The 13,190-nt window shown below is 46.2% G+C and carries 8 protein-coding genes and 3 pseudogenes; 9 read left to right on the plus strand and 2 right to left on the minus strand.

What is annotated here, in order from left to right; genetic code table 11:
* Positions 1 to 64: 64 nt before the first annotated feature.
* From recO to UA76_RS16530, 6 genes are all read left to right on the plus strand, one after another.
* Positions 65 to 793 (plus strand): DNA repair protein RecO, encoded by a 729-nt coding sequence (gene recO / locus UA76_RS16505; protein WP_047048410.1) that lies wholly within the window; start codon positions 65 to 67, stop codon positions 791 to 793.
* Complete coding sequence (gene pdxJ / locus UA76_RS16510; RefSeq protein ID WP_047048413.1) at positions 790 to 1,521, plus strand: pyridoxine 5'-phosphate synthase; 732 nt, start codon at positions 790 to 792, stop codon at positions 1,519 to 1,521. The genes recO and pdxJ overlap by 4 nt, the downstream gene beginning before the upstream one ends.
* Positions 1,522 to 1,524: 3 nt before the next feature.
* Positions 1,525 to 1,905 (plus strand): holo-ACP synthase, encoded by a 381-nt coding sequence (gene acpS, locus UA76_RS16515; protein ID WP_047048416.1) that lies wholly within the window; start codon positions 1,525 to 1,527, stop codon positions 1,903 to 1,905.
* A gap of 150 nt (positions 1,906 to 2,055) precedes the next feature.
* Positions 2,056 to 3,330, plus strand: a complete 1,275-nt coding sequence (locus tag UA76_RS16520) for a hypothetical protein (protein WP_047048418.1) — start codon at positions 2,056 to 2,058, stop codon at positions 3,328 to 3,330.
* 8 nt (positions 3,331 to 3,338) lie between these two features.
* Positions 3,339 to 3,749 (plus strand): hypothetical protein, encoded by a 411-nt coding sequence (locus tag UA76_RS16525; RefSeq protein WP_047048421.1) that lies wholly within the window; start codon positions 3,339 to 3,341, stop codon positions 3,747 to 3,749.
* Positions 3,739 to 4,983 (plus strand): GGDEF domain-containing protein, encoded by a 1,245-nt coding sequence (locus tag UA76_RS16530; RefSeq protein ID WP_047048426.1) that lies wholly within the window; start codon positions 3,739 to 3,741, stop codon positions 4,981 to 4,983. The genes UA76_RS16525 and UA76_RS16530 overlap by 11 nt, the downstream gene beginning before the upstream one ends.
* A gap of 87 nt (positions 4,984 to 5,070) precedes the next feature.
* Here the strand turns inward: UA76_RS16530 and UA76_RS25725 are convergent.
* Positions 5,071 to 5,865: pseudogene (locus UA76_RS25725) on the minus strand (response regulator); the annotation flags it as partial.
* 71 nt (positions 5,866 to 5,936) lie between these two features.
* A pseudogene (gene barA / locus UA76_RS16535) lies at positions 5,937 to 7,868 on the minus strand (two-component sensor histidine kinase BarA); the annotation flags it as partial.
* A 314-nt stretch (positions 7,869 to 8,182) separates the two neighbouring features.
* Between barA and rlmD the strand changes: the two are divergent.
* From rlmD to mazG, 3 genes and pseudogenes are all read left to right on the plus strand, one after another.
* Complete coding sequence (rlmD, locus tag UA76_RS16540; RefSeq protein ID WP_047048429.1) at positions 8,183 to 9,502, plus strand: 23S rRNA (uracil(1939)-C(5))-methyltransferase RlmD; 1,320 nt, start codon at positions 8,183 to 8,185, stop codon at positions 9,500 to 9,502.
* A 375-nt stretch (positions 9,503 to 9,877) separates the two neighbouring features.
* Entirely contained in the window at positions 9,878 to 12,115 is a 2,238-nt protein-coding gene (gene relA, locus UA76_RS16545) for a GTP diphosphokinase (RefSeq protein ID WP_047048432.1), read from the plus strand.
* Between the two features lie 92 nt (positions 12,116 to 12,207).
* Positions 12,208 to 13,013 (plus strand): annotated as a pseudogene (gene mazG, locus UA76_RS16550) (nucleoside triphosphate pyrophosphohydrolase).
* Positions 13,014 to 13,190 lie beyond the last annotated feature (177 nt).

The following is a 13,190-nucleotide window of genomic DNA, read 5'->3' on the forward strand; positions in this document are numbered from 1 at the left end:
TTTAAGTACGAATAACAAAAGAGAGAGTGTAAACTCTCTCTTTTACGATCTGTAGGGGTGAACAATGAGCGATGGATTACAGCGATGCTTTGTATTGCATCGTCGCCCTTATAGCGAATCGAGTTTGATTCTTGACGTGTTCAGCGAAGAGTATGGTCGCTTAACCTTGATGTCTAAAGGGGCACGCAGCAAGCGTTCCACCTTGAAAGGTGCATTGCAGCCATTCACCCCCTTACTGCTCAAGTGGTCGGGCAAAGGCTCAATGAAAACCTTGCGCCAAGCGGAGCCCATCAGCTTGGGGCTACCCTTAACAGGCATTAACCTCTATTCAGCAATGTATGTGAATGAACTTGTCGGCAGAGTACTCGCGGCTGAAGAGCCTATGCCGGCGCTTTTCCATGATTACTTACATGCATTAACTGAGCTTGCACAATGCACCAACCCTGAACCGGCTTTACGACGTTTTGAACTCGCGGTGCTGTCGGCTTTAGGGTACGGCGTGGATTTTTTGCATTGTGCCGGTACGGGTGAACCGATTGAGCCTACTATGACGTATCGTTATAGAGAGCAAAAAGGTTTTATCGCCTCTGTTAGGCGTGACAATCTGACATTTTTAGGTGATGAGCTGATTGCCATCAGTGAGCGTCGTTTCATCACGAAAGAGCAGTTAAGCGCTGCAAAACGCTTTACACGAATAGCCTTAAAGCCGTATCTTGGCGGCAAACCTTTAAAAAGCCGAGAGTTGTTTATCTCAAGAGTCGGCCTTCCTAAAGCACGGAGTATTGGAAAATGAGCGCAATCTATTTAGGCGTTAATATTGATCACATCGCAACATTGCGAAATGCACGTGGTACAAAGTACCCAGACCCAGTTCACGCGGCTGAGATTGCCGAGCGTGCGGGTGCAGACGGTATCACGATTCACCTACGTGAAGATCGCCGCCATATCTTAGATCGCGATGTGCGAATTCTACGCGAGACGTTGCAGACACGTATGAACCTTGAGATGGCCGTAACCGATGAGATGGTGGAAATCGCGCTTAAGACTAAACCTGAGTTTGTATGTCTAGTACCAGAAAAGCGTGAAGAACTGACCACTGAAGGTGGTTTAGACGTGGTTGGTCAGCTAGAGAAGGTGAAAGCGGCAACTAAAAAGCTTAACGAAGCAGGCATCAAAGTATCTCTGTTTATTGATGCTGACCGCGAGCAAATTGACGCGGCTAAAGCGTGTGAAGCGCCATTTATTGAGCTGCACACTGGCCATTATGCCGATGCGGAAACCGAAGAAGACCAACAAGATGAGCTTAAGAAGATCGCCGCTGGTGCCAGCTACGCACATGATCTAGGCATTACAGTCAATGCAGGCCACGGCCTGACGTATCACAACGTTGCTCCAATCGCGGCGCTGCCAGAAATTTACGAGCTTAACATTGGCCACTCTATCATTGGCCGAGCAGTATTTGATGGCCTGCATAAAGCGGTAGCGGACATGAAAGCTGTGATGGAAGCCGCGCGCAAATAACCCATGGCAATTGTTGGAATCGGCACTGATATCGCAGAAATCGAGCGCATAGAAAAAGCGCTTGAACGCAATGGCGACGCATTTGCGTCGCGCATTCTGACAGAGTCTGAAATGTCTGTGTATGCGGGCTTAAAGCAAAAAGGGCGTTACCTTGCTAAGCGCTTCGCCGTTAAAGAAGCGGCGTCAAAAGCCCTTGGAACTGGCATTGCTAAAGGCGTCACTTTCCATGATTTCATTATCTCCAATGACGGGTCTGGTGCCCCCATATTGGAATTATCTCAAGTTGCCGCTTCGATTGCACAATCAAAAGGCGTGCAAAATATCCATCTCTCGATATCTGACGAGCGCCACTATGCAGTGGCCACTGTTATCTTAGAAAAGTAAGACGGCCTGATGGCCGTTTTTTTGTCTCGTTTTTGAGTGCTATTGCTACACTAATTACAAGGTTGTTGCTTTTAACGCGCTGATATTCCTCTCTTGGTTGTCGCTAGAAGCAATCTCTTCACTTGATCGAGTTGCAAAGGATGGCATGTCATGAGGCGAGATGCTCAAGTTTGGGTCATACGCTACTTTTTCCTCTTCTCTCTTATAACGACTAGCATAACGAGTTTTGCTGTCGATTGGTCAGTTTCTGGCTTCGGTACACTAGGTTACTCCTACGAGAACGAAGATGACCTTGCTTACCTCAGAGATATCACCCGCACCGCAGACATCAGTGATAATGGATCGTTCGGGACGGATTCAAATTTAGGTATTCAGCTTGACGGCACATTCAATCGTAAATGGTCCTTCACTACTCAATTGGTTTTGGATGACAGCGTTAAGCACAACTTAGATACCGTAACTGAACTGGCTTTTCTGCGTTTTACCCCCAATGCCAACTGGGAGTTTCGTGCCGGCCGAGCCGGAGTGAATGCCTATGCTGCCGCTAACAGTCGTAATATCGATTACGCCCATTTGTGGGTAAGGCCGCCGCAAGAGTTATACGGCAGCGTGGTGTTTAACTCGCTTGATGGTGTCGGAGCAACCTATTACTCGAATAATCCTGAATTCAACTGGCAAGCCAAAATTCAGTTTGGCCGTAATAGCGAAGAAGGGGAGCTATCACTGACCAAAGACCGCTTCAGCACCGACATCGAACAAGTATTGGGCCTCTCTTTTGATGTGATTCAAGATAATTGGAAATGGCAACTGTCCTATGCCCATGTAGGCTCATTGACGGTTAATCAGTCTGAATCAATCAAAACACTGCAACAAGGTATTGGCCAAGTAGCGATGTTGGGTATTCCCGGTGTCAGCGATGAGGCGGCAGCCATTTCAGAACACTTAGTGATCGATGGGGAGAAGCTGGATTACTTTCAGGCTGCTGTTGGCTACTTCGATGGTGTATGGACTGCGCAGGTTGAGCTTTTCCAAGTCAATGCAAAGAAAAAATCAATACCTCAAGGTTACGGAGGATATGGGCTTATTGGTCGCAACTTTGGCCAGTTTACCCCTTACCTGATGTATGGCGTTTTTAATGCGAGTAACGAGGTCTACACAGCCCAAACAGATTGGGGCGCTGTTGATCCCAATCTTGGGGTATTACAAGCTTCAAGTATCGCCGGTATTAATGCTGTTCGGGTAGACCAAGCGACTTATTCATTTGGTTTGCGTTGGGATGTGACCTCGAATATCGCACTCAAGGCGCAAATTGATCATGTCGAGATTAGTCCATTTGGTTATGGATTGTGGGCAGCTTCGGTGGATAGATTTGCAAGCGGAAGTGATATTCAAGTTTATACACTCAACTTAAACTTTATTTTCTAAGGGGGCGAATGAAATATTTACTCCTCTTAACCTTGATGGCGAGTATGCCGGTTTTCGCGGACTTCTATGTGGTTGCTCATAAAGACAGCCAATTGGAAGTTTCCTCACTAGACAGTGTTGCAGAACTCTATCTTGGTCGACGTAAAGCGATTGGTGGCGTCTATGTTGATGAGGTGCTTGATAGAGAAGGTGATATCCGAGGGCGCTTTTTTAAAGCGGTGGTCAATATGGGAGAGAGCCAAGTGAATGCCTATTGGGCGCGGCTTAAATTCTCAGGAAGTATGCGTGAGCCTGAAAAAATCGAGACACAACAAGATCTGATTGAGAAGCTGACTTTGAATGCTAACGCGATTGGTTATATGACAGATCAGCCTCCTGAGGATTCAGAACTGAAGGTGATCCTTAAAATTGAAGAATAAACCTCACTCACAATCCTTGTCGAATCAGTTGCTAAAAATCGTGTCGATTTTGGCACTGATCTATTTGATTGTGATTCTGCTGCTGTTGGTGCCCATTGGTTTCATTCAGGCAGACAAGAACCACAAAGATCTTGAACAAAAGCTCGCCCTTTCTTTATCGAGCAATGCCGCTATTGCGCTTTATGTAAGTAATAAAGAGATAGCAGACGAAGTGATTACATCCTTGTTGCTGCATGAAGAGATCGATGCCGTTAAATTAGAAAGTGATGATGGTGTGGTCTTTGCTTCGACCATGATGATTGAAGATGAGCAAGATGTTTGGGAGAAAGCCAAAAAGTATCGACTCTATTCCCCAACCGATGGTATGCCCTTAGGCACGCTCTACATTCATGACAATCACAAAGTACTTCAAAGGCAAGCGCTGAGTAAGATCTTTGATCAAGTTCTATTTATTCTTATCCAGTTCTTCCTCACCGTCATTGCTTTGGTTGCCGTCTTTAAGCGTGTGGTTGGCGATCCATTAAAAGCCTTGTCTCAGGCTGTGTATTCTGTTACTCCGGGGCGCAGGGAAATGATTCCAATCGATAAACACAATGAACATAACGAGCTTGGTGTGGTGGTTCATAGCGTAAATACTTTTATTACTAACTCGAATCAAGCAATCGAGCGGGAACGCGAGCTGCGGGCGCAGTTAGAAAAGTGGGAACGCTACTATCGAACGATGGCGGAGCAAGACACATTAACAGGACTAAAAAATCGTTTGGGCTGCGAGAAGTATATTGAAGAGGCGGGTCATTTTGGCCAGTACATAGCGCTCTTGCTGGTGGATCTTGATGGCTTCAAGCTCGTCAATGATACCCATGGTCACTCTGCTGGCGACTTAGTGCTTAAAACTTTGGCGCAGCGATTCCAAACTTTGCAGGCTGAGAGCAATGTTCCCGGAGCGGTAGGGCGTATCGGGGGCGATGAGTTTGTCGTTTATTTTGTGTTACAGAGAAATGATCTCGCACTGTTGCGCCGATTGGCCTTGGATTTGATCGATCTTGCCAATATGCCCTGCCAGCATGGGGGTACCTCAGTTCATGTGGGCTGTAGCGTCGGTATTGCAACTGCACCTGCAGAGAATGTCGACATTGAAGCCTTAGTTCATAGTGCAGATCAAGCGATGTATAAGGTCAAAGGTAGCGGTAAGAACAGTTACCATTTTAGTACTGTTGAGTCGGTTCGAGATTGATTCAATATGGTTGAGATGAGCTTAAAATAAAACATCGGCGCTTTGTCAGCGCCGATGTCATTGTATTTAGACTAACTCTATTACGTGTTAATCAATATAGGGCTTGGCACTGGCCACCACTTTCTCCATTTCATCTTGAAGCTCGAATAATTCAGGCTCGATATCTTCAATCGAAGAGCCAGAACGCAGTGCTTTCTCAATTTCAGCGCAGACTTTCTTTAGCCTTGGAACACCACTGTACGAACAGCTTCCGTGCAGCTTGTGAATGTGATGAATTAGGGTGTCGACATCATAACCTTCTTCATCCAAAGCTGCCTCAACGGTGGCGTCCACTTCGGGGATAGACTCGGTGAGCATGCGCAGCATATCTTTGGCTAAATCTTCTTTGTTCGCAGATTGTTTCAGCGCCGCTTGCCAATCGATGATCATATTTTGATGAGCTGGTTCAGTTGAAGGTGCTATCTCCGCCTCCGGAACTTGAGCGGTAATATCGAGTTTCTCGACAACGTTTTCAGGTATTGCTGGTCCCCAATGAACTAAGACTTGTTGCAAGATGTGCTCTTCAATGGGTTTGGTGAGGTAGTCATCCATACCTGCATTCAGCAGGCGTTCACGTTCTCCCGTCATCGCATGTGCAGTAACCGCAATGACTGGAGTATTCGCGTTGAGCTCAGTTTCCTTGATCAAACGATTTGCTGTGACACCATCCATGTGCGGCATCTGAATATCCATGAGGATGATATCAAACTTACGTTTTTGGGCTTGCTCCACCGCGTCTTTACCGCTTGTACAAGACACAACATGCTCGGCGCGTTCTTTGAGTAGTGCGGTGATAAGCTTCAAGTTGGCTGGGTTATCATCCACCGCCATGACAGTGATAGGGGCTTGGTCACTGACTTGGTCGCTGACATTGCCTTCAAGATTCTCAAGGGCAAAGCTTGGTGGTTCATTCGCTACCATAATTTGCAGTAGCTTCTTACGAGCAAGTGGTTTAGTCACACATTGAACTTGGTATTTCTGAATCAGATGATCGGATAAGGCTAATGCGGTACTTGGTATACCCACTATTACGTTGCTACTCATGGTTTGAGCTGACTCAACCCAACCCTCTACTGTTGAAGTGTCGTAATCGCCACTTGGCGCTAGGTTAAATAATACATAGTCGTACTGCTCAACTTGCTCAGGCAGAGTGGAACGATAGGTCACTGCTACGCCTTCCTGAACCAGCATCTGCTGCGTGACCGAGGCCGCTTGCATGTTTGGTTCGATAAGCAGCAACTGACGCTGCTTCAGTGATTGAGTATTGAGAAGGTCGCTTACAGGCATATCGGTCGCATGCAGCCTGATGGTAAACCAGAAAGTAGAGCCTTGGTGAAGTCGGCTGGTTAGGCTGATTTCGCCCCCATTTGGCTAACCAGTTTTTGAGTGATGACAAGACCTAGACCCGTACCGCCATAACGACGTGAAATACTCGCATCTGCTTGGCTAAAGGCTTGGAATAACTGAGCTTGCTGGCGCTCTGAGATACCGATACCCGTATCACGCACCATAAATTGAAGCTCAACAGCATCGTCTTTTTGAGAGCGCAGCTCAACGCTAATATCAATGTTGCCACGCTCTGTAAATTTGATTGAGTTGCCAACAAGGTTAGTCAGTACTTGCTGAATTCGAAGTGGGTCGCCTACAAGGCCTGTTGGGATCTTAGGATCCACTTTTAGCGTCAGTTCTAGTCCTTTTTCGTGGGCGCTGGTGGCTTGCAAGCTGACTACCTCTGCAAGGCTCTCTTGGAACTCAAATGGGATGTTTTCAAGTGCTAGCTTACCGGCTTCAAGCTTAGAGAAGTCCAAAATATCATTGATGATATTGAGTAGGTTATTGGCCGACTTTTCGATGGTTTGAAGATAGTCAGTTTGGCTATTGGTGAGCTGAGTTTTTAGCATCTGCCTGGTAAAGCCGATAACCCCGTTAAGTGGCGTTCTTAGCTCATGAGACATGTTAGCCAAGAATTCCGATTTCACCCGTGCTGCTTCTTGGGCACGCTTTTTCGCGATATCGAGCTCAACGTTCTGAATTTCTAACTGCTCAAGGGTTTCACGCAAGTCTGATGTCGCTTGGTCGATACTGTGCTGCATTTCAACGTGATACTCAGACAGTGAAACCGCCATTGAGTTGATACCATTTTTCAATGAATCAAGCTCACCGTGCATCTTGCCTTCAATACGAACATCAATGTGACCACGTCGAATTCGGTCGACCATGTTCTTCATATGCGTAATTGGACGAGTGACATCATGCATCAATCTAAAGGCAAATATACCCGATAGGCCAAGGCCGGAAAGGAGAACAAGGAAGGCGGCAAAGACTTCTTGATATTGTTGAAGTCGTAATGAAGACAAGTCCAACTCTATCGCAATATAACCGAGCGCTTGGTTCGGTGGTTGCTGCCCAGACGGTGTGCTTAGAAATGTCCCTTCCGCCAAAATTGGCACGCGCAACACTAACGTTTGCTCATCAATATGTGATGAGCCAATAAGCGGGATAGGTGCGTCTTTGGGGAAAGTTAGGGTTTCGAAATTAGGATGAAAGTTCGAGGTTACGAAGAGGTCATGTTTGAAGTCAAAGACTGCAATACTGCGCACGAAACGCGAGTTTTTTCGGTGTGCATAACCAATAAGGCGTCGAACCGACTCTCGGCTCTGATTTCTTAAACCATCCTCACTAGCAATGGCTAAAGGCTCTACGATATTCAAGCCGGAGCTAATGACCTGACGTTCAAGGTCTTGATAGCGATTGAATGAGAAAAACGCACTAAGCAGCAACCCAATGATTAAGGTTGGGGCAAGAGTGAGAGTGATAACGCGGGCGCGTAAGCCATATCTGGTCATTATTGTCTAAACATCGTGGTGTGGATATGGGAAAATAACTCGCATAGCAAATTATAATAATAAGGCGTGTCGTCCTTTCGTGGTTAAATTTTCCACAAAGAGTTGAGAAAATCAGCTCGATGGATCACATGCCCTAGCGTTAGCTGCCTAAATTGTACTCAAACTTGAGGTTCAATAAAGGGTTAGCTTTAGAATTAGCTTAATAAAGTCAGCGCGGTTCGACAATTGCTACAGAGTTAAATAGTGACTCTCGGGCGAAACTTACCCTGACTTACTTGGGTATACAATTAAATTGACACATTTAGGCACAGAGCATGGCGCGTTTTTTCCAACCGAAAAAGAAAACTCAAATCGACAAGAAACACCAACCAGTGAAAATCGACAGGTTGGATAATCATGGTGCGGGTATCGCTTACCTCAATAAAAAGCCGTTGTTTGTCGAAGGGGCACTGCCGGAAGAAACCGTTTTAGTGCAGCTTGCAGAAAGTAAAAGTAAATTTGCCCGGGGCAACTTAATTAAAGTGCTTGATGAGAGCCCACTGCGTCGTGACCCATTTTGCCAGCATTATCGTGATTGTGGTGGCTGCCATCTCCAACATATGGACCTAGACACTCAGCTTGAATACAAACAGCAGTCGCTAAAGCAACTGATGAGTAAGTTTGCTCAGAGCGAGGTTGAACTGCAACCCACCATTCAAGCTTCAGACAAAGGCTATCGTCGCAGAACGCGCATTAGTTTGATTGTCGATAAGAAAACCAAGCAATTGCAGTTTGGGTTCCGCAAAAAACAGAGCAAGCAGATTGTGAACATCAAAAGCTGCCCAGTACTTGAACCTAGCCTGAATGCTTTGTTGCCACCGCTTAAATCTTTGTTGAGCGAGTTGCCATGTGTGGCAAACCTCGGGCACGTTGAGCTCGTAAAGGCAGACAACACTGCCATTCTTGTAGTGCGTCACTTAAAAGCGTTAGATAGCAAGAGTCATCAAGCTCTACTCGATTTTGCCAGTGAACATACTTTAACGCTTTATTTGCAATCCGAGTCGGACAAGTTAGAACGTATGCTTGGTGACGCAGGTTATTACCAAGAAGCAGGGGCCAAAGTTCCTTTCGAGCCGAACAACTTTATTCAAGTTAACCAAGATGTGAATCGACAGATGGTTGAGCAAGCGCTGGAATGGCTAGCGCCACAACCTCAAGATCGAGTGTTGGACTTGTTCTGTGGATTAGGCAACTTCAGTTTGCCTCTAGCAAAACAGGTAGATCAGGTTATTGGCGTCGAAGGCGTGGATGACATGGTAATAAAAGCGACCAACAATGCTAAAGAGAATGAATTGGACAACGCCAAGTTTTATCAAGCCAACTTAGAACTGGATATGTCGACCCAGCCTTGGGCTGAAGAAAAATTCGACAAAGTGCTGCTTGATCCAGCAAGAGCGGGCGCAGCTGGCATTGTCGATCAAATATCAGAGCTTGGAGCTATGCGAGTGGTTTATGTTTCCTGTAATCCTGCTACTCTAGCCAGAGATGCACAAAGCTTACTATCACAAGGCTACCAGTTAGAAAAATTGGGTATGTTAGACATGTTCCCACATACCAGTCACATGGAGTCGATGGCACTTTTTACTAAGTCATAGCCGGTGAGAAGCATCACTGAACAATTGGCTTATATACCCAAGTAACTTCAAGATGCGTGGTTCAGCGAGGGGTGCCTAGTTTGCATACGCGGCAACGATTCGACAATCTAGTAGCTCTAAATTGAGAGTCGTTAACAAAGTATGCGAGCTAGGCAAACTTGCCCTTCGGGAGCGTATCACGGATTCAATCTCTACGTTAAATGACTGGGAAAGAACCCGTTATTCCGCTGCGTCATTTGTCTTGACCTTGAACCCGTGATAACGCTCTGAATCCTGCATCTTGAAGTCACTTGGGTATAATATGATGCGATAACCCAAAGAACTAACTCCGACATGGTTAGTCGAAGTAATAAATATAAGAACTAGGACGAAAAAATGGTTGCGGTACGAAGTGCACACTTAAACCAAGACGAACAGTTTGATTTAGACAAATGGATTGAGAGCTTAAAGCAGGAGCCGAAAACGGCCAATAAGCTCACCAAAGTTTACCGTCAGTGTGAAGAGCTAGTAAAAGATCACGAGCAAGGCGCTCTGCTGTTGTGGCGTGGGCGCGAGATGATCGAAATCTTAATTACCCTTTCAATGGACAGGCCAACGCTTGTCGCGGCTCAATTATTTCCGTTGGTGACCAGCGGCGTATTCGAACGTGAGCAGCTTGAAGAGCATTACGGCAAAGAGATCATCAAGCTGATTGATGGCGTAGAAGAGATGGCTGCGATTGGGCAGCTAAACGTCACTATGCAAAGTAGTGACTCGCAAGGCAGCGAGGCATCCGGCCAAGTCGATAACGTACGTCGCATGCTCCTGGCGATGGTCGATGATTTTCGCTGCGTGGTTATTAAGCTTGCAGAACGTATCTGTAATCTTATCGAGGTCAAAAAGGCGCCCGATGAAGTGCGTCGTGCCGCGGCAAAAGAGTGTGCCAACATCTATGCGCCACTGGCGAACCGCCTTGGTATCGGTCAGCTGAAGTGGGAAATCGAAGACTACGCGTTTCGTTATCGCCAGCCTGATACCTACAAACAAATCGCTAAACAGCTGTCAGAGCGCCGCATTGTTCGCGAGCAATACATCACTGATTTCGTTGATGACCTAACGTCAGAAATGAAAGTCTCGAGCATTAACGCTGAAGTAAGCGGGCGCCCGAAACACATCTACAGTATCTGGCGTAAAATGCAGAAGAAGAGCCTCGCATTTGATGAGCTTTTCGATGTGCGCGCAGTTCGTATTATTGCTGACCAATTGCAAGATTGTTATGCCGCATTAGGTGTCGTTCATACCAAATACAAGCACCTACCAAGTGAGTTTGACGATTACGTCGCGAATCCAAAACCGAATGGCTACCAATCGATTCATACCGTGGTGTTAGGCCCTGAAGGTAAGACCATCGAGATTCAGATCCGTACTAAGCAGATGCACGAGGATTCTGAACTCGGCGTTGCTGCTCATTGGAAATATAAAGAGGGTAGCAGTGGTGGTCGCAGTGGCTATGATGAGAAAATTACTTGGCTGCGTAAACTTCTTGATTGGCAGGAAGAGATGTCCGATTCCGGTGAAATGCTGGATGAAGTTCGAAGCCAAGTGTTTGATGATCGCGTTTATGCCTTTACCCCACGCGGTGATGTGGTCGACTTACCGATGGGGGCTACGCCGCTCGATTTCGCATACCACATTCACTCAGAAGTGGGGCATCGCTGTATTGGTGCGAAAGTAGCAGGGCGAATCGTGCCATTCACGCACAAGCTTACAATGGGCGATCAAGTCGAAATCATTACCTCCAAAGAGCCTAACCCGTCACGCGATTGGCTAAACCCATCGTTAGGCTTTGTGACGTCAGGCCGTGCCCGTGCCAAGATTAACGCGTGGTTTAGAAAACAATCTCGCGAGAAGAACCTAGAAGCGGGTCGTGAGATTTTAGAGGCGGAACTTGCCAAAATTGGTGCATCTCTCAAAGATGCAGAAACCTACGCCCTGAAGCGCTTTAACGTCAATACGCCAGATGAGCTGTTTGTTGGTGTTGGTAGCGGTGACTTGAGAATCAACCAAGTTATTAATCACATCAATGCGTTAGTGAATAAGCCAACAGCGGAAGAGGAAGACAAGCAAGCGCTTGAAAAACTGCAAGAAGCAGAAAGCAAAGCGCCAGCGCAGAGTCGTCCGAAGAAAGACGCGGTCGTGGTAGAAGGTGTCGATAACCTAATGACGCATCTTGCGCGCTGTTGTCAGCCAATTCCTGGTGATGAGATTGCAGGTTACATCACGCAAGGGCGAGGTATTTCAGTCCACAGAGCGGATTGTGAACAGCTTGAAGAGCTTCGTCATCATGCGCCAGAGCGTATCATCGATACAGTTTGGGGCAGTGGCTTCGTTGGTTCATACATATTGACTGTGCGCGTTGAAGCGATGGAGCGTGGTGGCCTACTGAAAGACATCACCAGTCTGTTTGCCAACGAGAAGATCAAAGTGACCAGCATGAAGAGCCGAGTGGATTACCGCACGCAAATGTCGATAATGGACTTTGATTTAGAGGTGACTAACGTTGAGATCCTGCAGCGCGTTTCTAAGCGAGTGGAACAGATCAAAGACGTAATGTCAGTCAAGAGATTGGGATGATCATCTCTGTTTAAAGTTGATAATATGTTGAAGGTGAGTGGTTTTGGCTGCTCACCTTTTTCTTTATAAAAAAGGTTTAAAGGGATAGAGAGATGAGTCACCCAATTGAACAGTTAGAGCAGATCATGGCTAAGTTACGTGACCCAGAGAGCGGATGCCCTTGGGATATCAAGCAGAGCTTTGACACTATCGTGCCTTATACCATAGAAGAAACGTATGAAGTGGTGGATGCTATCCATAATCGCGACTGGCCGAACCTTAAAGAAGAACTAGGCGACCTGCTGTTTCAAGTAATCTTTTATAGTCAAATGGCCAAAGAGCAGGAGTTGTTCGATTTTTCGGAAGTGGTGGAAACCGTGAACGAGAAGCTAACACGCCGCCATCCTCACGTCTTTTCCGATAGCAAGTTTGAGAATGAAGAACAAATTAGTGCCAATTGGGAGAATGAGAAACAGAAAGAAAAAGCTCAGTTAGGCAAAAAGGAGCAAAGTATTCTAGACTCAATACCAAATTCTCTACCTGCACTTTCGCGTGCCACAAAAGTGCAAAAGAAGTGTGCTAAGTATGGCTTTGATTGGCAATCTCTTGGTCCTGTGGTTGAAAAGGTGCAAGAAGAGATTGATGAGGTGATGGAAGAAGCGCTTCAAGTCCAACCTGATGCCGAAAGAGTAGAAGATGAGTTGGGGGATTTGCTGTTTGCTGTGGTCAATTTATCTAGGCATCTTGATGCGACCCAGAAGCCGCTTTAAGCAAAGCGACCCTCAAGTTTTCTCGCCGTTTTAAAGGGGTAGAAGCACAGGTTAAAGCCCAAAATAGCAAACTCGAGCAGTATAGTTTGGAGGATCTAGAAGAATTTTGGCAACAAGTGAAACGCGATGAAAAAACATCTTCTCAATAAAATGAGCGAGTTATAAAAAATAGCGCTTCGGCGTGATGTGAATCACCCATGTTGTTTTTTTGTTCGGTGTCACTATTTGATTTGAAGCAAAAAATAAAAAATTGCAGTGTGATAGATTTCACGTTGTAGCGGAAAAGGCGTTCTGGTATATTTATATCCCGTCCAGAAGAAATCCAT

The sequence above is a fragment of the Vibrio mexicanus genome, from assembly GCF_001012815.1.
Lineage (GTDB): Bacteria > Pseudomonadota > Gammaproteobacteria > Enterobacterales > Vibrionaceae > Vibrio > Vibrio mexicanus.